Source organism: Psychromonas arctica DSM 14288, assembly GCF_000482725.1.
Classification (GTDB): Bacteria; Pseudomonadota; Gammaproteobacteria; order Enterobacterales; family Psychromonadaceae; genus Psychromonas; species Psychromonas arctica.
Genome location: NZ_AXWP01000030.1, coordinates 1 through 23,186, shown reverse-complemented (window position 1 = coordinate 23,186; position 23,186 = coordinate 1). Strand labels below are relative to the sequence as shown.

Below are 23,186 nucleotides of genomic sequence, written 5' to 3'. Positions count from 1 at the left end.
ACGTTAATGCTTACTTATCAATAATTGAGGGCTTTAATGTATTTTTGCTGATGTTGGCATCTTGGTAGCGTTCTGAACGTTGCAATGTTTGAGTCGGAGTTTCTGCAAATAATTGTTTGTATTGAGCATTAAAAGTGCCAAGGTGAAAAAATCCAAAATTTAATGCAAGGTCAGCAATTGTAATCTGTTGTTCACTACTTAATAAAATGCGCCTTATTTCATTGAGACGGCATTCTCTTATATATTGTATGGGGGAGATACCTAAACCTTGCTCAAAACAATACTGTAATGATCGTCTGCTGACATGAGCAATTTGACATAATTCGGTGATCGTTAATGGGTAATGATTGGTCTGCTTAATATAGTTGGTGATCTCTGTAATCACTCTTTGCGTGGTTTGGTAGTGACCAATATATTGTTCATTTGAATACTCAGTTTGAGCCAGTAGGTCGGCAACTTTAGATCTAATCAAGGGCTTTAAAGTGGTTAAGCGAGACAGGTTATGTGCATTGATAATGCTATTTTTTCCACTTGGTGAATTGTTATTATTGAGTAGTAAACTAATTAGTTTAGCGAGTTCATAACTTACATAATGATTGGGTACAGAAGCTTGCATTGTATTATCTCGGTTTTCCCATAATGCTTGATCAGGGCCAACCATTTCTTGGCTTATGCTTTTTTTGTTCACAACTAAACCATAAATATGAAAGTCGGCGGGAGTGAATAACTCAAATTCAACGCCTGATGGGCGTGTCATTATTTGACCTGCTTCTATTTCATAATTGTTAATTTTTGGACGCTGCGTCTGTAACGAAAAACCTAACCATAAATTATCGTCTTTTACTGCGCATTGTTGTAGTAATGTCCGGTTGGTGAATTCTTCAAAAAAATGGATACCCGCTAATTTCAATTCATCTAAATAACCGCTAAAAGTTCCACTACTATGTTGATTGTATCGTTGTTCCCATTGCACCAAACTTTCGGCTTGTTGGTTCACGTCAAAAGTAAATGATTTGCACCTCTCTAGTGCAGAGGTAGTACTACCTTGGTGCTGCTCTAAAAATTTTAACTTTTCACTTTTCATCTTGATGCCTTAATTTGATGCAACTCAAATGTAACCTTCTGTTTTAAATGTTTTTTATTGTTTGCGCAATAGCGTCACTCAATTGGAATGATCCTCGCTAATTATTACTTATCTAGTTTGCAATGTTTGCGCCCAATTTTATTTTTGAGGTCTTTTATATGTCCAATTACCGTTATCAGCTGGGTAGCCATGTTTATAAATTTAGTGATCTTGCTGATTTGATGGCCAAAGCATCACCAATGCGCTCCGGCGATCAACTGGCTGGCGTGGCAGCGCTTTCATCGGAGCAACGTGTTGTCGCACAAATGTTATTAGCAGACTTACCATTAAGTACATTTTTACAAGAAACATTAATCCCCTATGAAAGTGATGAAATCACTCGTCTTATTATTGATGAACACGATGCCATTGCATTTGCAGAAGTCGCACATTTGACAGTAGGCGATTTTCGCAATTGGCTATTACAAGAAACGATAACAGAAGTTGACTTTAAGCGGATTAGAGCGGGTATTACACCTGAGATGGTTGCTGCGGTGAGCAAAATAATGCGCAATCAAGATTTAATTTTAGTTGCTAAAAAGTGCAATATTACGACGCAATTTCGCAACACGATTGGCTTACCGGGGCATCTTTCTACCCGTTTACAACCCAACCACCCTACAGATGATGTTAATGGCATTGCCGCCACTATTTTTGATGGCTTAATGTACGGCAGCGGTGATGCAGTTTTAGGGATTAATCCTGCTACAGACAGTGTCTCACAAGCGGTTAAATTAATGAAGTTGATGGATGATGTTATTCAACACTATGAAATTCCTACACAATCTTGTGTGTTAACACATGTCACTAATACCATTGAAGCGATAGAGCTAGGTGCACCAGTTGACCTTGTTTTTCAATCAATAGGCGGCACAGAAGCCACCAATCAAGGATTTGGCGTCAATCTTAATGTGCTAGATGAAGCGCATAAAGCGGCACTAGAGTTAAAGCGCGGCACTATTGGCAATAATGTGATGTATTTTGAAACTGGGCAGGGCAGCGCTCTTTCTGCCAATGGTCATCATGGTGTTGACCAGCAAACCTGTGAAGCTCGTGCCTATGCGGTAGCTCGTAAATTTAAGCCATTATTGGTCAATACCGTGGTCGGATTTATTGGCCCTGAGTATCTTTTTGATGGTAAGCAAATTATTCGAGCGGGTTTAGAAGACCACTTTTGTGGAAAGCTACTAGGATTGCCGATGGGCTGCGATATTTGTTATACCAATCATGCCTACGCGGATCAAAATGATATGGATAACCTACTCACACTATTAGGTGTGGCTGAATGTTCCTTTATCATGGGGATCCCCGGCTCAGACGACATCATGCTTAATTATCAAACCACTTCTTTTCACGATGCATTGTATGCGCGCCAAGTATTGGGCTTACGCCCCGCTCCAGAGTTCGACCAATGGCTTAACAAGATGCAAATATCAGGTACAGATAACCTGACTCAACTGAATAAAAAATTACCGGATAGCTTTGCTCAACCACTTAAAATGATTAAGGAGTTGTCATGAATTACAGTAAATCTAATAAGCCAACTGATCCCGTTGAAATAGATGAAAGTGAAGAAATAGTGCATCAAGATGCGTGGCAAAAGTTACGTCAATTTACCGATGCTCGTATTGGTTTAGGGCGTGTTGGTACCAGTATTCCAACAGCGGAATTAATGCGTTTTCAACTTTCTCACGCTCAAGCAATGGATGCTGTTCACGTTCCTTTAGACGTCAATCAGTTAGCTGAAGAGTTTGCCCAGTGTGAATTATTAAAGCCTTATTTACCACTCTATAAACTTCATAGCAAAGCAAAGGATAGAATCGAGTATTTGCAACGTCCTGATTTGGGGAGGCAGTTAGATGATGCCTCAATGTCTGCTTTAAAGCCTGCTTCAGATACTCGCCCCTATGATTTGGTTTTTGTGATTGCAGACGGTTTGTCTTCATATGCAATTAGCCATCACGCATTGCCTTTTTTACAGAAATTAATCCATCGCTTACATCAAGACAGTGATCTACAAGGTGAGCAAGAAGACGCAGCAAAAGGAAGGCTTAAAAGCGTTCCTCAATGGCATATTGCGCCTATTTGTGTTGTGCAACAGGGGCGAGTAGCGGTAGGGGATGATGTCTGTGAAACCTTAAATGCAAAGCAAGTTGTTTTATTAATTGGTGAGCGTCCAGGCTTAAGCTCGCCAGATAGCATGGGGTTATATATGACATGGAATGCCAAACGTGGCATTGAAGACTCCCTACGAAATTGTATTTCTAATATCAGACCTCAGGGTCTGCAATACGATGCTGCAGTGCATAAAAGTCATTATTTATTAAGCGAATCTAAACGAAGATCTTTATCTGGTGTGAACTTAAAAGATCGCTCACAAGATTCGTTACTCGATAACACTGAACAACAGTATTTCTGTTTGACCAGTGATAACAACGATTTACCGATTAATCATTAATTATCTAACCACAATAAAAAGGAAGTCTTATGTCTACTAATAAAGAGTATCTTGCTCAAAGACAGTTAAAAAAAGGAGCTGCGGGTTGGATCTTACTTGCGGGTCTAGGTGTTTCATATGTTATTTCAGGTGATTTTGCTGGATGGAACTTTGGTATCGCACAAGCTGGATGGGGTGGTTTTGTTATTGCCGCTGTTTTAATGGGGGTAATGTATTTAACCTTAGTCTTATCATTAGCTGAGATGTCCTCTGCCATTCCTGCGGCTGGTGGTGGTTATAGTTTTGCTCGTCAGGCTATGGGACCTGTTGGTGGCTACCTTACTGGATTGGCTGTGTTAATTGAATATACACTGGCGCCTGCTGCCATTGTTATTTTTATTGGTTCTGCTGTAAATGAACTAATTGGCATGGATGGTCCCATTGTTTATGCTGTTTTTTATCTGATTTTTGTAGGTATTCATATTTTTGGTGCTGGCGAAGCGTTGAAAGTAATGATGGTGATCAGTGCATTAGCGGTGATTGCTATTATTGCGACTGGGGTGGTTCTATTACCTGCTTTTAATAGCGAAAATTTATTTGATGTTGCACCACTTGCCAACGGTACTGAGTTTTTACCGATGGGCTATTACGGTGTTTGGGCTGCATTACCTTTTGCAATGTGGTTATTTTTAGCTGTTGAAGGCGTACCGCTGGCTGCAGAGGAAGCAAAAGATCCAGCTAAAGACGTGCCTAAAGGGATTATTGCAGCCATGATCTTTTTATTAGGGACTGCAACATTAGTGGTGGTGCTGGTGGCTGGAGCTGCTGGTGCAGAGGCAACTGGCTCAAGTGCGGTACCATTAGTAGATGCGCTGAATATGACGGGTAATACTAACCTTGCTACTGTTGTTAACGTGTTAGGTTTAGCAGGCTTAGTTGCGTCATTCTTCTCGATTATTTATGGTTATAGCCGCTTGGTATTTGCATTATCTCGTGCAGGTTATTTACCACAAAAATTATCATTAACTAGCAAACGTAAAGTACCTGTTCGTTCGTTAATTTTCCCTGGGATTTTAGGTTTTCTATTATCATTAACCGGCGAAGGTGACTTGATGTTATCAATGGCTGTAGTAGGTGCAACGGTATCTTATGCCATGATGTCGGGTAGCCATATATTGTTACGTATTAAACAACCTAATTTAAATCGCCCTTATAAAACGCCGGGTGGTATGGTGACTTCAGGTACTTCATTTGTATTGTCTTTACTTGCACTAACCGGTGTCTATGCCTATGACGTAAGAGCTTTTTATTTTACATTGGCATTATTTGCTGTGGGCATGCTGTATTACGTATTAATTGGTCGTAATAATTTAGTAGCAAGCTCAGCAGAAGAAGAGTTTGCGTTATTATCTCAAGCTGAAGGAGAGTTGGCTGTAAGTTAGTACTTTGCCATTCATCATAAAACTTAAAGCTCGCATTATTGAGTGAGCTTTAAGTTTTACATATCTTCCCTTTCACTATTCTTTTCTCTCTTTCTTATTGGGTTTTTTAATTGATAGTCAGCTTGTAACAAAATATTCATTGGTGGCGGTTATATTATTGCTAGACTGCGGTAATGGTTTCTTTTCCTACAAAGCATGTATCGCGTAACTTCATCTGCAATATAGAAATCAACATAATTTAATTTTCTCATTGCTTGATAATTTTTCTGGGTATAACCTGTATATGTAATGCATATTATGGTTTACCTTGGATTTTAATCTTGGAGAAACACTATGGATAATAATTCTATTCCCCCGCGTTTAATTGAAGGTACTGTGGTTGGGCGAACTGATTGGACAACAAAGCTTTTCAGTTTAAAAATACAGGCTTCAATAATGCCCTTTAAAGCAGGGCAATTCACTAAGTTAGCATTGCCAACGCCTGAAGGAGAGTGGCAGCGTCGAGCCTATTCAATGATCAATCCACCTAATGAAAAAATACTAGAATTTTTGTTAGTGACTGTGCCTGAAGGTGACTTATCGCCTCGGCTCGATACTCTACAACCAGGAGATAAACTCTATGTTGGTCAAGATCCCGCGGGATTTATGACATTGGATGAAATTCCAGAAACGGCTCGTGACTTGTGGTTGTTATCCACTGGTACTGCGATTGGTCCTTTCCTATCAATACTTGCCGATCCGGTTTGCCAGCAACGATTTGAACGAGTGGTATTAGTGCATGCGGTGCGTAAAGAAGAAGAGTTAGTTTATCGCGAACGAATTGCGGAATTAGAACAACGTTTTGGTGATCGCTTTCATTATATTCCAGTCGTTTCACGTGAAAAAGTATCCTACGCACTGAGTGGTAGGATCCCTCAATTATTGTCATCTGGTGCTTTATCTGAATTTGCAGGGGTTGAACTGGACCCTATTAATAGCTTCTTTTTACTCTGTGGCAATCCTGAAATGGTTCATGACAGCCGTGATACATTGCAAGAAATGGGTTATAAAAAGCATTTACGCCGTGAAGTGGGACAGTTCACTTCTGAAAATTATTGGTAATAGGTAATCATTAATAAATAACTGTTTTATTGCTAATTGAGCTTGTAACAAAGCACTACGATTTTTTACAAGCTCTTCAATGCTAAATTGTGTTGATCATTATATGTAAAGCCTCTTCCGTATAATAAGCATTGTAACTTTATTTCAAATTAAGTCGTTTAGCTAAGCGATGGAGGTTACCTGTGTCTAACTTAAGCTGCTTTGCTGTTGAGGCCCAGTTATTAGCATTTTCTTGGTATGCCTGTTTAATGATGGTTGCTTGAAAGTCATTAGTTGCTTCACGTAATCCTTGATCAGGTTCAGTGCAAAATAATTTACTATTTTCAGCTGATATTGTATTTGTTAAGGCTTGGTCCTGTGTGGCAAGGTGTTCTGCATTGAGTTGAAAGTGGCTTGCCTTTAATTGTAGATATGAATCTGCCGCTTGTGATTTTGCAATCACCGCCGCACGATTGATGGCATGCTCTAACTCCCGCACATTACCCGGCCACGAATACTGTTGTAAAATATTGATAGCAGCGGGGTCAATGGTCAAGCGTTTAAAGCCTAATTTTGCACGGCATCGTTCAGCAAAGAATCCTGATAATAGTACAACATCATTATCTCGCTCTCGCAGTGGTGGCACATGCACAGGAAATACATTCAATCTATGGTAAAGATCTGCACGAAAACGTCCTGCTTTCACTTCCTCATGCAACGTACGGTTAGTTGCTGCGACAATTCGTGTATTTACTTTTAAACTCTTTTCATCACCAACACGTTGTATATCGCCGTATTGTAAAGCACGAAGCAGTTTTGCTTGTAGCGATAAAGGCAACTCACCCACTTCGTCTAGAAAAAGTGTGCTGTTATTGGCAAGTTCAAATTTACCTTTGCGATCACTTATTGCTCCAGTAAATGCCCCCTTCACATGTCCAAATAGTTCACTTTCTGCGACCGATTCTGGCAATGCTGCACAGTTTAAATAGATCAGGTTATTATCGCAACGTGTAGACTGTTGATGGATGGAAGAGGCTACTAGCTCTTTACCCACACCTGTTTCACCAGTGATCAAAACCGACAATTCAGTGTCAGCTACTGCTTTAATTTGTGATTTAAGATCTAAAATTCCCTGTGATTGACCAATCATGCCGCTTGTTTGTTGTGTAAATGCGTCAAGTGGGTCGTTATTACTGAACACGCCAGCTTGGTTTTCTAACTTCTCCATTAACAGTGAAGTATGCAAACTTGCTGCAGCTAGGGCACTGATAATACGTAGATCATCATTACTAAATTGATCAAATTGGTGAGGGTCGAAAGCATCGATTGTTAATGCACCAATTAAGCGATCATTAGCAAGTAATGGTAGCCCGATACAAGAATGAACATTTAACTCTCCATGATGATTTGGAATAAGCCCATCATAGGGATCGGGTAATGTGCTGTCAGCAGGAAAGCGAACAACATCGCCTGCTCTAGCAATTGCTTCTAATCTTGGATGTTCTTGAATATTAAAGCGTCGTCCCAACACTTCATCATATAGACCATTAATCGCTAGTGGGGAAAATTGTTGGTGCTGAAAAGCTAATAATGCTGAAGCATTACAATTAAATAGCTTACGGATAACTGACAGCAGACGATCAAATCTATCCTGACTAGAAACGCTGACCGTTAGATCAATCGCTAATTGTGTTAATGCCTGGTATTTATTACTCATGTTAAACCTAATATAAAGTGATTTACTATTGTCATTATGACACTTTTATTGTTTAAATGACATTGTTTAAATGGTGTCACAATGACAATTTAAAATAATAAATACTATTAAATCAGTGGTTTATGTTTTGGCATGTAATCTGCAATATAGGAGATAACTTTTTAAATCTTTTATAAATTATGCAGGTAACAATATGACTATTCACATTAAAAATAACATTCATTGGGTTGGACAACGTGATTGGGAAGTAGAAAACTTCCATGGTATGGAATTTAAATTAACAAAAGGTACCAGCTATAACAGTTATTTGATCCGTGAACAAAAAAATGTATTGATTGATACGGTTGATCATCGTTTTAGCTTACAGTTTGTGCAAAATCTAGAGATGGAAATTGATCTAAATGAGATTGATTTCATTGTTATTAATCATGCGGAAGAAGATCACTCAGGTGCATTACCCGCGCTAATGGCAAAAATTCCTAATACCCCTATTTACTGTACAGAAAATGCAATTGATTCAATTACAGGTCAGCATCATCATCCTGAATGGAATTTTAATATCGTAAAAACCGGTGACTCATTGGATATTGGTAACGGCAAACAATTGATATTTGTAGAAACGCCAATGTTGCACTGGCCAGATAGTATGATGACTTACCTGACCGATGATGCAGTGCTGTTTAGTAATGATGCATTTGGTCAACATTATTGTGATGAGCATTTGTTTAATGATGAAGTTGATCAAAATGAATTAAAAGAACAATGTTTACGTTATTACGCAAATATTTTAACGCCTTTTAGCTCGCTCGTGACTGCTAAGATTAAAGAGGTACTTAGCTTCAACCTACCTGTTGATATGATTGCAACTGCTCATGGTGTTATTTGGCGTGATGACCCTACGCAAATTATTCATCAATACCTAGAGTGGGCAGATAATTATCAAGAAGACCGCATCACTATTTTCTACGATTCTATGTCTAATAATACGCGCATGATGGCTGATGCCATGGCTCAGGGAATTCATGACGTTGACCCAGGTGTTGCGGTTAAAGTATTCAATGTTTCACGCCAGGATAAAAACGAAATATTGTCTAACGTATTCCGCTCTAAGGGCGTATTAGTGGGATCACCAAGCATGAACAACGTGATGATGCCGCAAATCGCTGCGATGTTAGAAGAGATAACAGGATTGCGTTTTAAAAACAAAAAAGCAGCGGCATTTGGTAGTTACGGTTGGAATGGTGGTGCCGTTGATCGTATTAATATACGTTTAATGGATGCCGGTTTTGAAACTGCTGACAGTTTAAAAACAAAATGGCGTCCTGATGGTAAAGCAATGAATGAATGTCGTGAATACGGCCGTGGCATTGCAAAAAGCTGGGCATTACATGATATCAGTAATATTCAGTCTATCACTGCTAACCAACCTATCACTGTCAAACCTATTATTGCAGAACCTATTGTAAAGGCTAATGCACAGGGCGATCCAGCACCTCAAGCAGCGCCTTCTAAAACTGAAGCTGTTCAAGTTGATGATGCTCAAGATATGTTATGTACGGTTTGTAACTGGGTTTATGAACCAGCTATTGGTGAGCCAAATCAAGATGTTGCAGCTGGTACTGCTTGGAACGATGTGCCGGACTTCTTCCTTTGTCCTGAATGTGGATTAGGTAAAGATGTATTTGTTGCGGTTGCACAGAGCAAAGCATCATGAGTGCACCGATCATTATTATTGGTAGCGGCTTTGCCGCTTACCAATTAATCAAAACCATTAGACGCACGGATCAAACGATAGCAATTTCTGTTTTTACCCTTGATGCAGGCGATGATTACAACAAACCAGATTTAAGTCATGTATTTACTAACGGACAGAGTAGCGCAGACCTTATCCGACTAACTGGAGAAGCCTTTGCCACTGAATTTAATGTTGATTTACATGCATTTACTGAAGTTGAGCAGATCAATTTCGAACACCAAGAAATTTTGGTTGCAGGTGTCACGTATCCTTATTCAAAACTTGTTTTAGCTACGGGAGCACGGGCCTTTATTCCGACTATGTTAGGTGATGCAACTGACAAAGTGATCACGCTTAATAGTTTACGTGAGTTTGAAAGTGCACAACAACAGTTGCAGCAAGCTCAACGTATTTTAGTTATTGGTGCAGGGCTGATTGGCACTGAGATTGCGATGGATCTATCGAGTAGCGGTAAAAAGGTGCTGGTGGTCGATCCTAGTAAAGGTTTGATGGCAAATATGCTACCAGACTTGGTCGCGAATCAACTTCGCAATAAAATGACTGACGCAGGTGTTGTGTTTGAATTGGGAAAAACCGTCCATTCATTGAATAACTGTTTATCAGACAAAAAAGCATTAAATACAAGCGAAACAGGTATTTGTGTCACGCTTAGCTCAGGTGAAACACAGATTGTTGATTGTGTTATTTCTGCGGCAGGTTTAAAAGCAAATACAGGCTTAGCACGAAAATCAGGTATCAACGTCAACAATGGTTTGGTTGTTAATTTGCAGTTACAAACATCTGTCAACAATATTTATGCCTTGGGAGATTGTGCTGAGATAAATGGCAAGGTGATGTCGTACTTACAACCCATCATGTTAAGCGCGAATGCGTTAGCTAAAACGTTATTAGGACAAGCTACAGAGGTCACCTTACCGGCGATGTTAGTTAAAGTAAAAACACCGAAAATGCCAATGCAGTTAGGTGGCAATATGGTAAACGGTGTTACTTCTTGGCAAGCGGATATCGATACCGAGGGGTGCTCAGTAAAGGCGTATAACGAAGACAAAAAAATGGTTGGATTTATCGTAACAGAAGGGCACATGAAAAAAGCTTTTCCATTACTAAGAGAATTACCTGCGGCACTTTGATCTTTATTCGATGGAAATCTAGGTTTAGGTTCGTTAGATCAAATCTGCCATATTATAAAATTAGGAGAATATTATGAGTCATTTACGAATTCCAACAAATTGGACAATTCAACGCTCCACCCCTTTTTTCACTGTTGATACTGTGCCAAAAGCATTATTAACTCATCATAATACGGCGGCAGATGTTTTCGGACAATTATGTGTCATGGAAGGCGTTGTCACATATTTTGGTTTTGCAGATAGCGAAGCGACTGAGCCAGAAGTAACAGTGGTTATTGAAGCCGGACAATTTGCTACGAGTCCTCCACAATATTGGCATAGAATAGAGTTAAGTGAAGATGCACAGTTCAATATTAATTTCTGGTCAGACCAAGATAAAACAGGACAAGCGCTATACAATAAAAAATAAAGAGCTATTTTTACTGATCGCTTATACCCGATATTTACTCATTATGTTGTTTGTTGATCGTGATGAATGATAGCGGGTATTTGCTTTTATGATCGTTAAACTAAACTAATAAATTTTATAATAAGCAGAGCAAATTTTATAACTTACTAGAATAAAAGAGCTTGAAATCATCAATCTTTGGATCAATAATGATATTCATTATCATTAAATTGGCCATTGGAAGGTTGCATGACGTTACAACATAGTTTTTTATCGGTTTGTATTTTAACATTTATTGCTGGGTGCGATTCTAGCGATAGCCCTGCTTCTGCGGAAGTTAATAAAGATACGACAGAACCTGAGATCACATTATCTACACTCGCCGCTAATCGCAGCATATATTCCTCCACTTATTCTATTAACGGTACCGTTACTGACAATCAAGAGGTAACTTCTTTACAGTTGAAAGTTAACGATCTAACCAAAAACGTAACTTTTAATGGAGGGGATTTTGATGTTTCTTTTGTTTTAACACCTGGATTAAACAATTATGAATTAATCGCCTTAGATGCTGCCGGTAATGGAGCATCTATGACTGATAGTATTTATTTTGGACAACAAGTTGCAGCTGGAGGTGCTCACTCTGGGGCCATTATAGATGGTCAGATTTGGACATGGGGTAGGAATAACCTTGGTCAAACCGGAGTAGGGTTTACTAGTAAATTAAATGCAGATGAAAATCATCCAACCACGCCGCAAAAAATTGAAGTCTTAGATAACGAAGAACTAGTTACTTTTACTTCTTTAGCATTTAACCAAAATGCATCCATCGCATTGGATAATGAAGGTGAGGTATGGGCTTGGGGAGATGGTGATGGCGGTCAATTAGGGTTAGGAGATCAAGATAGTGTAGTTTTAGATGTTGATTATTATACACCTCAAAAAATTAACGCCCTTAAAGACATTGTTTCAATCACTCGTGGTTATGACCATACCGTTGCATTAGATAAAAATGGCCAAGTTTTTACATTTGGTGAGAATGATAAAGGCCAATTAGGCAATAGCTCTAACGAAGACGCTGACTATCCTCAACTTGTTACGTTAACTAATATTGTTCTAATCACTGCCGCTTCAGATTCCACTTACGCTATCGATTCAGATGGTACTCTTTGGGGATGGGGGGAAAATGATAATGGTCAATTAGGCCAAGGTAGTGATGATACAAACGATTATAATACGCCAGTACAAATTCCTTTACTCGAAAAAGTTATTTCTGTTGCAGCAGGTAAAGCACATGTTCTTGCGCTAGGTGAAAGTGGAAAAGTCTACGGTTGGGGATTAAATGCGAGTAATCAAATAGGCAACACAGTTGAAGATACATGGCCTGATGAAATCTACGAAGCAGTTGAATTACCTTGGATAACACAAGCTAAGGCAGTTTGGGCAAATGGCAATCAAAGTTTCGTAGAAAAAAGCGATCAATTAATTTATCCATGGGGTTTTAATGGAACAGGGACATTAGGCCTTGAATCTGATCAAGACCCGATCTCTCCAACTGTCGCAATAGCCGATCTTAATAATGTGCAGGATATTGCACCTGGCGCATTACATACCATCGCCCTACGTAGAGATCGCTCTATATTTAGTTGGGGATGGAGCTTCGAAGGATCGTTAGGAATTAAAGAACCAATCAACATCTGGGGATACACTGTTCCACAAAAAGTAGAGTTTAATCAGTAATGAAAAGTAAATTATATTTATTACTTAATATCTTATTGGTGGGCTGTGGTGGTTCAGATGGGACTTCTGACTCTGTCGTTGATAACACCTTAGTACTTGGATCTACTGGGGGAGTTGCAACGGTAGAATATCAAGAAAATAATGGTTTTTTACAGTTCATTCCTGACCTTGATATTCAAGAATATAATGGGGCTTCCCAAGGCCGAGAGTTATTTATCGCTACTTGGGGCCCTGCTCCTGGGGCGCGAGATCTACTTGATGGTTATGGTCCGCTTGCAATCACTGACTCATGTGCAAATTGCCATGAATCTTCAAGTAGAGCTGAATCATTAAAAAGTGATGGTTCCACTGGCAATGGAATATTGTTCAGATTACGGGATATAGAGGGCAATGTAGATTCTATGTTGGGTGCACAACTGCAAACTTATTCCGCAGATGGAGTGCCCGAAGGAAGTGTAAGCTGGTCCGAAGGAAGTTCAAATGAGATCCTTTTCCATTTAAACGATAATGTAAATGCGCTTGATGAAGGCATAGTTTTAGCACCTAGACTATCGCCTCAATTGATTGGAATGGGATTATTAGATCTAGTGCCTGAATCGGTTATTCTTGAGTATCAAGATATTAATGATACTGATATGAATGGCATATCTGGTAGAGCAAACCAACAACAGCAATGTATTGGTCGTTTCGGCTGGAAAGCTATCCATTGTTCATTGGATGGGCAAATAGTAGGTGCGCTTCAACAGGATATGGGATTAACTTCAACGTTGAACCCAGCAGAACCTTGCTCTGATAATCAAGAAATATGTAATATTTATCCATCGGGAGGTGACCCTGAAGTATCTGATAAGTCGGTACAGGATATTAATGATTTTTTAACTATACTCGCGGTGCCAGAAAGGCGAATTAATAATCATGAAACATTCCTTGCGGGAAGAGCACTTTTTAATTCTACGGGTTGTAATGCATGCCACCGAGAAACGTTAAGTACTGGTGAAGTGGAAAGATTCCCTATTCTCAGTAAGCAAACATTTTACCCTTACACTGACTTATTGCTTCACAATATGGGCCCTGAGCTTAGTGATGGTGCAAAAGAGTCCGGTGCAGAGGCTGATGAATGGCGTACACCACCATTATGGGGATTAGGTTTAATTGAAGGTGATGAGAAAAGTCGATTCTTACATGATGGCCGAGCCCTCACCATTGAGCAAGCAATCTTGTGGCATGGTGGTGAATCAGAGAGTGCTAAAGAAACTTATTCTCAACTGACGAATGATGAAAAAGATGCATTATTAGCTTTTTTAAGGGCTATTTAATTTAAATTTACTGCGCTGATTTTTTTGTTTGTCACGAGTTGAAGCCCTTAAACTGAAACTGTTTAAGTTAAAGCTGCTATAAATTGAGAGTTTAACCTGCTAACAGAGAGCAGGTTAGACTCTGCTTCTCGCAGCAGCTGTACCTACATCAATGAAACCGTTATATTTTCACCATCTAAGGTGAGTTTATCTGTGGCGGATTCAACATTGAAGTGTTATCAATAATCGGCTTTAATTAATTTGGATTAGGCATTACGATGAGTTAATTAGTTTAGGCAATATTTTCTGTCCCAGCGCATCAGTACTAAACGTTTGCTTATTTGGGGCCGAAGCCTCCGTTTTTAAATGACCCAAAGCCCATTATTTTGCATTTTTATTAACCTCATGATAAATCTATCTATACCCTTCATTTTTTGACTTCATTAAATATTGTGACTTTCCAAGGCTGCAATTGATGACTGTTGTATTCGATTATTTAATTTAAGGTGTTAAAACTAATGTCGCTGAATATACAAAAGCTTATTACTGAATTCCCTTTACTTGAGCAATTGATTGCATTGCAAGAAATAAGTTGGTTCAACCCTAATATAACTAGTTTAGAAGAAGGTCTGCCTTATGTTGGGCTCAATTATAATGATATTAAAGCAGCCAGTGATAGGTTAACAAGATTTGCACCTTATTTAGCACAGGTCTTTCCTGAGACGGCTGCAAGCAATGGCATTATTGAATCTGAGGTGGTCAGCATTAGCAAGATGCAAACACAGTTAGAGCGTGAATACACGACACTAATTGCAGGAAAAATGATGTTAAAAAAAGATAGCCACTTACCTATATCAGGTTCAATTAAAGCGCGAGGTGGAATATACGAAGTATTAACACATGCAGAAAAGTTAGCGATAACTGCCGGTTTATTAGAAGAGTCTGATGACTATCGTAAACTGGATAGTGATCAGTTTAGAGCGTTTTTTAAAGGTTATCGTATCGCCGTAGGTTCAACAGGTAATTTAGGCATGTCTATTGGCATTATGAGCGCTAAATTAGGTTTCTCCGTTTCTGTTCATATGTCTGCAGATGCAAGACAATGGAAAAAAGATAAACTGCGTAACCATGGTGTGAACGTTATTGAATATGAACAAGATTATAGTGTTGCGGTGGAGCAAGGTCGTCAACAGGCTGAGAGTGATAACAATTGTTTTTTTATTGATGATGAAAATTCACAAACACTTTTTCTCGGTTACGCCGTTGCTGGTCAACGTTTAAAAGAACAGTTCCATGAAATGGGCTTCCGCGTGGATCGAGAGCATCCTCTATTCGTCTATTTACCCTGTGGTGTAGGTGGTGGCCCCGGCGGTGTTGCATTTGGTTTGAAAATGGCTTTTGGTGATAATGTGCATTGTATCTTTGCTGAACCAACACACTCACCATGCATGTTATTAGGTGTTTATACTGGATTACATGATGGGGTTTCAGTTCAAGATCTCGGTATTGATAATATCACTGCCGCAGATGGGTTAGCGGTGGGGAGAGCATCAGGATTTGTAGGTAGAGCGATGCAACGTCTGTTGGATGGGTATTATACGATTTCAGATCACCGTATGTATCATCATTTAGCTGAGATCAATGAATTAGAAAACATTCAACTTGAGCCTTCTGCACTCGCTGGCATAGTAGGCCCGATCATAGTGAATAAAAATATAGAGTATAAAAATCGCTTACAATTAGATGCCATTAAAATGCAAAATGCTACTCATTTAGTGTGGGCAACGGGTGGCGGCATGGTACCCAAAAAAGAGATGGATGATTATCTTGCTCAGTCGTTAACACCTGCTTAACCGCCATTATTTATAGCCAGTTAATATCGATATTAGAGAAGGTATTGAGGTGAAAGGGCTATTAATACTCAGTCATTACTTAGAGGCTTTCTCTTGAAACTGGTGATTTAAAAATAAAGACAATCATGATGGTATTAAATCGACAAAATGCCTAGTTCATTATTTATAGATAATTAACGGTTAATCATGAACTAGACACTAAGCAATAAAAGTAATCTTTATTTCTGAAGATTAATATTACTAATATTATTAATTTTAATAACTTCACGTCAAAACACTATATTGCAAATAATTCCAATTAAATTAGATGGTTATATTAACGCTCGTAGAGGGTGCTTTCTATGGTAGAGTAGCCGGCTAGGGGACTAGCAATAAAGCCTAAAATCACTCCGATAAGAGGATTTGACCATGGTCTATTATGGTGGGCTGACTAGTCAAATATAACTTAAATATGGAGTAGGTCTTTCTATTTGTTAATGCAAATAGGTAAGCCACAGTTTATGAAATTTAAACCAAACAAGTACAGTATTGAATCAACAGATTATCAGGTCGGTCAGGATAATTTTAATAAATGGGGCTTCGATGTCCACAACACAGTTTTCACTGCTTCAGTAGCGTTATCTATCCTTTTCATCGTCACTTTGCTAATGCTAGAGCCTGCCGATGCAAAAGCAGCCATTGACTCAATTAAAGGCTCTGTCCTGTCTAATTTTGACTTCCTATTTATGTGGGGGGCCAATATCTTATTAATCTTTGCCATTGTATTAGCATTTTCGCCTTTGGGTAAAATTCGCTTGGGCGGTGATAAAGCGACTACTGATTATTCAACAATGTCATGGATTTCAATGCTCTTTGCAGCGGGCATGGGGATTGGATTAATTTTCTGGGGGGTGGCAGAACCGACCGCTTTCTTTACCAATTGGTATGGAACTCCATTGAATGCAGAACCTTTTACGCCAGAAGGCCGCGAACTCGCGCTAGGTGCGACGGTTTTTCACTGGGGACTGCATGCTTGGGCTATCTACGGAATGACAGCACTTTGTTTAGCTTATTTTGTATATAACAAAGGCCTGCCACTATCCATGCGCTCTGTTTTTTATCCGCTTTTAGGAGATAAAGTTTGGGGCATAACCGGTGATATTATTGATGTATTAACCGTATTAGTGACCTTATTTGGTCTAGCAACTTCTCTTGGGTTAGGTGGTGCACAGGCGGCTAGTGGTATTAGTCATGTTTTTGGTTTTGAAAATAGCCTTTATCTAAAGCAGTTCATTATTCTATTAATTATGGGGTTAGCTATTCTATCGGTCACTCGAGGAATGGACGGCGGGGTTAAACTGTTAAGTAACCTAAATATGGTCATTGCTTTTATATTCTTGGGGCTAATTGCTGCTTTGAATTTCACAACGGTACTTGATTCTTTAGCTACGGCAGTGGTGGGTTATGTAAAAAATATAATTCCGTTAAGCCAGTCTTCAGGACGTGACGATACAACATGGTTACATGGGTGGACAGTATTTTATTGGGCATGGTGGGTCGCTTATGCGCCTTTCTTTGGCATGTTTGTAGCGCGTATCTCTAAGGGGCGTACTGTTCGTGAATTCCTTGTTTGTGTCCTAGTTATCCCTACTTTAGTGACAACAGCTTGGATGTCAGTGTTTGGTGGTGTGGCTATTGAACAGATAATTGATAAAGTTGGATTATTAGGTGCAGAGCAAGGTATTACAGATGTGTCTTTAAGCCTCTTTTATATGCTCGATGCTTACCCTCTCGGTGATGTTTTATCTATTATCGCAGTCGTTTTAATTGTTGTTTTCTTTGTAACTACATTAGATTCAGGCTCCATTGTTATTGATAGCATGACAGCGGGAGGCAAACTAGAAGTGCCAATGAAACAAAAAATAGTGTGGGCTATTATCTCGGGGGTTATCGCAATGGTAATGCTGTGGATTGGTGGTACTCAGTCTATTCAAGCGTTGCAATCGATCACCATCATCGCAGCACTGCCTTTTACTATTATTCTTCTGCTAGGCTGTGTTAGTTTGCTGAAAGGGTTATTAACTGAAGTAGATAAACCAAAGGTAATAGATGAGCGAATTAAACAAAGCTAATATATAACCAGTATTAAGGCTTTATAAAAAGCTCTCTTGTGCCTGGTACAAGGGAGCTTTTTTCTATCACAAATATGAATATTTAAGCTCAATTCTGGCTAATGAAAGTGGAATTATATTTAAAATCATAAGATTATGTTTTTTGGCTATACAGTAGCGTTAGTTTTGCGTAGTACAAGGCGAATTATTGAAGCAGTAACTGGTTATTGAGAGATAATTTAACCAATAAATCTGCGAAATAAAGGTGTTGTATCGCTTTGCTTATCCAGAACTGAGGTTATTTAATGTTGTGAATGTTTTTTATTTTTTTGTTGTAAGTATTTTTATATAGTTAGCCTGTATTTACCTATCGCGATAAGTTGCAGGGAGCATGTTATGAATCAAAAACTTGAACAAGTCATTGGCTTAATTGATGACGTTAATAATGAAGATCCAAATAAAGAGTTAGTAGGGGATAAAGAGTGGCCAAAGGAACGTTTATATTCTCAACGCATGAGTGAGATGTTGAATCGTTTTAAACCTGACGCCAGTGAATTATTAAAAATAGCTGTACGTGGTCAACATATTCAACGCTGGAAATCATTGCGTAGTGATTATCCGGCGGGTAAGCAGGGATATCACCAGTGGCGATCTGAGCTTTATACCTTTCATGCAAATGGTGTTGCTACCTTGATGCAGCAAGTTGGGTATGAACCAGATGATATTGAACAAGTTAAAAATGCCGTCGGTAAAAAAGCAATTAAACGAAACCCTGATAGTCAGTTGGTTGAAGATGTTGCTGGCTTAGTGTTCATTGAATATTACATGTTAGCTTTTGCCCTAAAACATCCTGAATATACTGAAGAAAAATGGATTGGTATTATTCTTAAAACATGGCGAAAAATGTCAGATGATGCACATCAATTTGTTTTAGCGGGGAAAATTGAATTACCTGCCTCTTTACAAAGTTTAATTGTTAAAGCTATTAGTTGATTTTAGCTTACTTTGTTTTATTTTAGGTGATTCGACATCTTGGTTTTGAATTCAAGTATTGAGGTGTCTTATTTTTTATTATTGTGCTTGTCTGCGATTTTATTTCTCCCTTTGAATAGCTTATAAGAAGGTTGTTACGGAGTAGTATTACCCACCGCTTTGTCTTTTTATTTGAGAGCTTAAAAGTAAAGAAAAACTCTTTTACTTTACTTTTTGATTCTAAAATTAGTTGCTTGAAATAGTTAATTTTTTCTTTTGTTAAATCTTACTGGATAAGCTTGAAGTTATTATTTAAGTTGTTATATTGAGCTTATGAAAACATCAATATTTTATACTATCAATTTCTTAAGGAGCTTCGTCCTTAAATTCCCCTCTTAAGCGGGCATATGTCTATGCCCATCTGTATTTGCAGATAATCTTCCCAATAATATTAAACTTAAAACAAACTTATGAGATCAATTAAACCTCTCCATAAATAGGTTTATTGTGACTTTTTTATATACATTTTGTCTAATCGTATGTGATTAATATTTATCAAAATAGATCAGGAGGCTATGTGAGTTGAATCTGAGTAAATTTTAGTTTTGTTACAAAAATACGTAATTAATCTGTTATTTATTATTTAGGTGATGATATGTCAAAGAGTGAAATGAAAAAGCCCGTTTTATCATTGAAAGAAAAACGGAAACTTAAGAAAGAAGATAATAGCAATAAAATTGTAAAACCTAGAAAAAGAAAAGGTTAAATAATGATGGGGCCATATATTGGCCTCATTTTAAAAATTACCGATTGAAAATCAAACACAACAATAGTCAAAATAGTTATAAAAATTGTATATGAGGTGCTGTGTCGTCGTAGTGTAAATAACAAAATATATTTTATCTTATTGAAATATATTTGTTATTTCTATTTTGACCCCACCCAATCTATGTTAACGAACGTTAAGTTAATCTTTAACGTCTCTACGAATAAATGTTCTGACCTGTGTTAGATCTTTAAATAATTGTTGTATTAATAATGCTGAGAATAAAAATGAATCAAAAACCAGAAATTACTATTTCGTCCTTAGATTTAGACCGATTATATAACGTCATTGATCTGTTACCTAAAAACAGTGTGGCAGGAGTGAGTGGACTTGAAGAGGAACTCGCTCGTGCCAATATAGTCGATCCTGAACAGATTCTTCCGGATCTAGTTACCATGAATTCTACCGTAAAATTCTCTGTTGACTCATCACTAAAAGAGTTTGTGCTTACCCTTGTTTATCCCAAAGATATTGATTCAAAAGGTGAGAAAATATCAATATTAGCTCCCGTCGGAAGTGCTCTTCTTGGGCTTTCTATTGGGGACAGAATTGAATGGCCAAAACCAGGTGGGGGAACAATCAAAGTAATGATTAAAGAAATACTGTATCAACCAGAGAGAGATGGCGAACTTCATCGATAAGTCACATTAAAAAGTTCGGTGATCACTATGCCACCGAATAATTTATAGCTGCGCTTATATCATGGCTCTTTATATCTCGGCAACACAAGGGTAGTAGTCCCAAAGGGCTATCAAAGCATAGCTAAATAAAAGCTAAGTAAAGCCAAAAGCTAAGCAAAGCCAAATAAAGACTAAATAAAATGAATGCTTATTTTCAAATATTCTTTTTAAAATATGGCATTCCATTTTTGAGTTCAAAATAATACAAGATGGCATGTTGACGATTAAATTGAAGAGCAAACTCTGATAGCACTAATATTTCATTCCAACTTTAAAGGAAGCATTTTATTATGTGGATAATATATGCATTACTCGCTACTGTTTTTTTTGGTATGCGAGGGATATTGTACCAATGGACATCACAGAAAAAGATGAACCGAAATTTATTCTTATTTGGCGTCTTTTTTGTAGGATTTTTAGTAAGTCTTTCTGGTGTCGCCTTGCTAGACCAAGAATGGTATGGATGGGCGGATATTGCCGTTGGTTTAGCATTAGGCTTTGGTTCTTTTGCCGCTAATGCTTTTTTACATAAAGGCTTTTCTGTTGGAAAGGCTTCCCTCATTAGTATTTTGTCTGGGTTAACTCCCTTATTTGTACTGATTTTTGCTTTTTTATTATGGCAAGAGACCTTGACCACACTGCAATTGATTGGCTTTTTTATCATTTTTGGTGGTCTTTATATTATCCGCTACTCCAATGAAATTTCCATAACCAATTTACAAGGTGCGCAATGGGGATTACTTGCAGCATTATTCTTTTCATTTAATGACTTATTAGGTAAGCAGTCCACTCTTCTTGAGGCTGATACGTTCGCCACATTAACCTCAATGTTTGGTTTTGGTAGTTTTCTTTTTGCGATGAGTTGGTTAGCCAATCGTAAAAAAATAGTGGAGGATGAAAATGACTCTCGTCCTAGTTGGTCTGGATTAAAAACATTTTCCTGCGGCTTATTTATTGGATTGACTAATGTCGCTGGCATGGTTGCAATAATATCCGCTTTTGCAATTGGCAACACAGGATTAGTATCAGCTATTTCTGGAATGAACATCTTAATCATCCTGTTGTATTCTCGCATTATTTTAAAAGAATCTTTTACTCGCCAAGAGTTTTTAGGATTAGCTACTGCTTTCATAGGGGTTATAATACTGAGATTGAGCTATTAATAATTCCAGCTTTGAAGTCGTTAAAAAGTAATCGTTAAATTAATGCTTATTAAAAAGAAATCACTAATACTTCCATACGTATAAAAGTATTAGTGATTTTTCATAATAAGTTGCTGATATATTTCTAGTTTTAAAGTTCATCAAGTCGATATGATAACTCTTTCTTGCAAATCAAGATGAGAGCCTGATTTATATTGTCATTAAGATAATTTACTTCTTACTCATTACATCGATTAGCATAGACCCAGTAATCTCTTGGCATCCTTCCTGGTAATCCACTGGTATTGGTGATGTCTACTACCGCTTTGGTTGCACATTGACAAACAGGCTCGGAGAAGTTTTTGTGTGCTAAGCATGTTTGATGAGTGTCATCAATCATCTTTCTGGCTCGACTATCTTTTAGGCCGTAAGTGATTGAAACTGAATTTTTACCCGCCTCTTTCTCTGCTGTTTCTATCACTTTGGCAGCGGCCATAAAATCAATATACGCTTTATCGCAAAGTTGAGGGGCTTGTTGGTAATAGGCGGCTACTTGCTCTCTTGTTGCCTGTCCTTTGATCATTGAAAATCCTGCAGTTTGTGGCAGACGTTCACAATAATTCTGGCAAGCTTCTAATAGTGAGCGTGCCCTCTCATTTAATGGAATTTTTTTTGACTCACATTGTTCTGCTTTTGCAAGCATGGCGTCGAACTGCTTTTGTTTAAGGTTTGACTCCTGTGCAAAAGATAAGGGTGAAAAAAACAAGAGTAATAAAGAGGTGCTGACTATCGATATTAACGATGTTTGTTTCAATAAAAGATATTGATCTGACATTGGATTAACCCCCTATAACAATAAAAGTACTAACGATGTTATTCAACTTCATACCGAAAGCATTTCCTGTCATTTTTACAAAATGAGACTTCCTAGACTCGAATATAAACAAACGTTTTTCTTATCAATGACATCACCCGTCAACGAATAGCGTCAAACATAAAATTTATGATTATTTTTTGATCTTAAATATACTATTATTATTGCCTTTCTTTTCCAAGGCTAAATAACGGAATCAAGTAAACTCCTTTTCGAATATCTCGTCTTTATCATATTTAGAAGGGGTAATTTAGTTTGTGCTTGCTGTTATTAGTGAAAGTAGAGCCTTTACGAAGCCATTAAATGGCGTTTTTGTTTGCCCAGCAAAGCTGGCAAACCCGCTCACTTGCAAGAAAGTGAGATCACCCTGATTGAGGGGAAGATAATCCGAATGGCAAGGGCGTCACTGGCTAACGGTGGGGTCTGAAGGAAGCCATAGGAAGTTAGAAGTACACAACTAACCGTAACCTGTTTCGGCAGTGTTGGTGGATAAGCGTCCAAAATAGCGCGAAGTCCAATACTCAGTCAGACCAACACTGTGTTTGAGGGTGGTCATTTCTAACAGGGAGTCAGTGTAATAACTGGGGAAGCCTGGCACTGTATCCAAGCATTTGTTTGGACATATTATCTCAAGAGGTGAC

The 23,186-nt window shown here is 38.2% G+C and carries 18 protein-coding genes; 14 read left to right on the top strand and 4 right to left on the bottom strand.

The features are described from left to right. Positions 1–10 precede the first annotated feature (10 nt). Complete coding sequence (locus H592_RS21520) at positions 11–1,084, bottom strand: helix-turn-helix domain-containing protein (RefSeq protein ID WP_051369009.1); 1,074 nt, start codon at positions 1,082–1,084, stop codon at positions 11–13. Between the two features lie 158 nt (positions 1,085–1,242). Here H592_RS21520 and H592_RS0105210 point away from each other — a divergent pair, with 158 nt between their 5' ends. From H592_RS0105210 to H592_RS0105195, 4 genes are all read left to right on the top strand, one after another. After that, a complete protein-coding gene (locus H592_RS0105210) occupies positions 1,243–2,643 on the top strand; it encodes an ethanolamine ammonia-lyase subunit EutB (RefSeq protein WP_028867851.1) in 1,401 nt (466 codons plus the stop codon). Then, positions 2,640–3,581: an ethanolamine ammonia-lyase subunit EutC gene (eutC, locus tag H592_RS0105205; protein ID WP_051369006.1), complete on the top strand. Its 942-nt coding sequence runs from the start codon at positions 2,640–2,642 to the stop codon at positions 3,579–3,581. The genes H592_RS0105210 and eutC overlap by 4 nt, the downstream gene beginning before the upstream one ends. A gap of 29 nt (positions 3,582–3,610) precedes the next feature. Then, positions 3,611–5,002 carry an ethanolamine permease gene (eat, locus tag H592_RS0105200; protein WP_028867849.1) on the top strand — a complete coding sequence of 464 codons (1,392 nt, stop codon included), beginning with the start codon at positions 3,611–3,613 and terminating at the stop codon, positions 5,000–5,002. Positions 5,003–5,335: 333 nt separating this feature from the next. Further along, on the top strand, positions 5,336–6,103 hold the full coding sequence (locus H592_RS0105195) for a ferredoxin--NADP reductase (RefSeq protein ID WP_028867848.1): 768 nt from the start codon (positions 5,336–5,338) through the stop codon (positions 6,101–6,103). A 139-nt stretch (positions 6,104–6,242) separates the two neighbouring features. Here the strand turns inward: H592_RS0105195 and norR are convergent, their stop codons facing one another. Further along, positions 6,243–7,799, bottom strand: a complete 1,557-nt coding sequence (gene norR, locus H592_RS0105190) for a nitric oxide reductase transcriptional regulator NorR (protein WP_028867847.1) — start codon at positions 7,797–7,799, stop codon at positions 6,243–6,245. A 193-nt stretch (positions 7,800–7,992) separates the two neighbouring features. Here norR and norV point away from each other — a divergent pair, with 193 nt between their 5' ends. The 10 genes from norV to H592_RS0105135 all read left to right on the top strand — a co-directional run bounded on the left by norV (position 7,993) and on the right by H592_RS0105135 (position 21,692). Then, positions 7,993–9,513 carry an anaerobic nitric oxide reductase flavorubredoxin gene (gene norV, locus H592_RS0105185; protein WP_028867846.1) on the top strand — a complete coding sequence of 507 codons (1,521 nt, stop codon included), beginning with the start codon at positions 7,993–7,995 and terminating at the stop codon, positions 9,511–9,513. Next, positions 9,510–10,685, top strand: coding sequence for an NADH:flavorubredoxin reductase NorW (gene norW, locus H592_RS0105180; protein WP_028867845.1), 1,176 nt, complete (start codon positions 9,510–9,512; stop codon positions 10,683–10,685). The genes norV and norW overlap by 4 nt, the downstream gene beginning before the upstream one ends. 73 nt (positions 10,686–10,758) lie before the next feature. Further along, positions 10,759–11,094: a TehB family protein gene (locus H592_RS0105175; protein ID WP_028867844.1), complete on the top strand. Its 336-nt coding sequence runs from the start codon at positions 10,759–10,761 to the stop codon at positions 11,092–11,094. Between the two features lie 228 nt (positions 11,095–11,322). Continuing rightward, complete coding sequence (locus H592_RS0105170; RefSeq protein ID WP_028867843.1) at positions 11,323–12,813, top strand: RCC1 domain-containing protein; 1,491 nt, start codon at positions 11,323–11,325, stop codon at positions 12,811–12,813. Then, positions 12,813–14,129 carry a di-heme oxidoredictase family protein gene (locus H592_RS0105165; RefSeq protein ID WP_028867842.1) on the top strand — a complete coding sequence of 439 codons (1,317 nt, stop codon included), beginning with the start codon at positions 12,813–12,815 and terminating at the stop codon, positions 14,127–14,129. The genes H592_RS0105170 and H592_RS0105165 overlap by 1 nt, the downstream gene beginning before the upstream one ends. A gap of 497 nt (positions 14,130–14,626) precedes the next feature. Beyond that, entirely contained in the window at positions 14,627–15,961 is a 1,335-nt protein-coding gene (locus H592_RS0105160) for a D-serine ammonia-lyase (RefSeq protein WP_028867841.1), read from the top strand. 500 nt (positions 15,962–16,461) lie between these two features. Beyond that, the gene (locus tag H592_RS0105155) at positions 16,462–18,072 is read left to right on the top strand and encodes a BCCT family transporter (protein WP_028867840.1); all 1,611 of its coding nucleotides are present in this window, start codon (positions 16,462–16,464) and stop codon (positions 18,070–18,072) included. 375 nt (positions 18,073–18,447) lie between these two features. Beyond that, on the top strand, positions 18,448–19,044 hold the full coding sequence (locus H592_RS0105150) for a DUF4202 domain-containing protein (RefSeq protein ID WP_028867839.1): 597 nt from the start codon (positions 18,448–18,450) through the stop codon (positions 19,042–19,044). A gap of 1,032 nt (positions 19,045–20,076) precedes the next feature. Further along, positions 20,077–20,490, top strand: a complete 414-nt coding sequence (rnk, locus tag H592_RS0105140; RefSeq protein ID WP_028867838.1) for a nucleoside diphosphate kinase regulator — start codon at positions 20,077–20,079, stop codon at positions 20,488–20,490. 329 nt (positions 20,491–20,819) lie between these two features. Further along, a complete protein-coding gene (locus H592_RS0105135) occupies positions 20,820–21,692 on the top strand; it encodes a DMT family transporter (protein WP_028867837.1) in 873 nt (290 codons plus the stop codon). A 217-nt stretch (positions 21,693–21,909) separates the two neighbouring features. Here H592_RS0105135 and H592_RS0105130 read toward each other — a convergent pair whose 3' ends face one another. Both H592_RS0105130 and H592_RS23860 read right to left on the bottom strand, forming a co-directional pair. Further along, positions 21,910–22,506 carry a hypothetical protein gene (locus H592_RS0105130; protein WP_028867836.1) on the bottom strand — a complete coding sequence of 199 codons (597 nt, stop codon included), beginning with the start codon at positions 22,504–22,506 and terminating at the stop codon, positions 21,910–21,912. 496 nt (positions 22,507–23,002) lie between these two features. Next, positions 23,003–23,186 (bottom strand): hypothetical protein (locus H592_RS23860; RefSeq protein ID WP_211235622.1); only part of this gene is annotated, 184 nt, incomplete at its 5' end.

Bases quoted from the DNA above. Each gene is read 5' to 3' on its own strand.
- H592_RS21520 (WP_051369009.1), bottom strand. From the start codon at position 1,084: ATGAAAAGTGAAAAGTTAAAATTTTTAGAGCAGCACCAAGGTAGTACT.
- H592_RS0105210 (WP_028867851.1), top strand. From the start codon at position 1,243: ATGTCCAATTACCGTTATCAGCTGGGTAGCCATGTTTATAAATTTAGT.
- eutC (WP_051369006.1), top strand. From the start codon at position 2,640: ATGAATTACAGTAAATCTAATAAGCCAACTGATCCCGTTGAAATAGAT.
- eat (WP_028867849.1), top strand. From the start codon at position 3,611: ATGTCTACTAATAAAGAGTATCTTGCTCAAAGACAGTTAAAAAAAGGA.
- H592_RS0105195 (WP_028867848.1), top strand. From the start codon at position 5,336: ATGGATAATAATTCTATTCCCCCGCGTTTAATTGAAGGTACTGTGGTT.
- norR (WP_028867847.1), bottom strand. From the start codon at position 7,799: ATGAGTAATAAATACCAGGCATTAACACAATTAGCGATTGATCTAACG.
- norV (WP_028867846.1), top strand. From the start codon at position 7,993: ATGACTATTCACATTAAAAATAACATTCATTGGGTTGGACAACGTGAT.
- norW (WP_028867845.1), top strand. From the start codon at position 9,510: ATGAGTGCACCGATCATTATTATTGGTAGCGGCTTTGCCGCTTACCAA.
- H592_RS0105175 (WP_028867844.1), top strand. From the start codon at position 10,759: ATGAGTCATTTACGAATTCCAACAAATTGGACAATTCAACGCTCCACC.
- H592_RS0105170 (WP_028867843.1), top strand. From the start codon at position 11,323: ATGACGTTACAACATAGTTTTTTATCGGTTTGTATTTTAACATTTATT.
- H592_RS0105165 (WP_028867842.1), top strand. From the start codon at position 12,813: ATGAAAAGTAAATTATATTTATTACTTAATATCTTATTGGTGGGCTGT.
- H592_RS0105160 (WP_028867841.1), top strand. From the start codon at position 14,627: ATGTCGCTGAATATACAAAAGCTTATTACTGAATTCCCTTTACTTGAG.
- H592_RS0105155 (WP_028867840.1), top strand. From the start codon at position 16,462: ATGAAATTTAAACCAAACAAGTACAGTATTGAATCAACAGATTATCAG.
- H592_RS0105150 (WP_028867839.1), top strand. From the start codon at position 18,448: ATGAATCAAAAACTTGAACAAGTCATTGGCTTAATTGATGACGTTAAT.
- rnk (WP_028867838.1), top strand. From the start codon at position 20,077: ATGAATCAAAAACCAGAAATTACTATTTCGTCCTTAGATTTAGACCGA.
- H592_RS0105135 (WP_028867837.1), top strand. From the start codon at position 20,820: ATGTGGATAATATATGCATTACTCGCTACTGTTTTTTTTGGTATGCGA.
- H592_RS0105130 (WP_028867836.1), bottom strand. From the start codon at position 22,506: ATGTCAGATCAATATCTTTTATTGAAACAAACATCGTTAATATCGATA.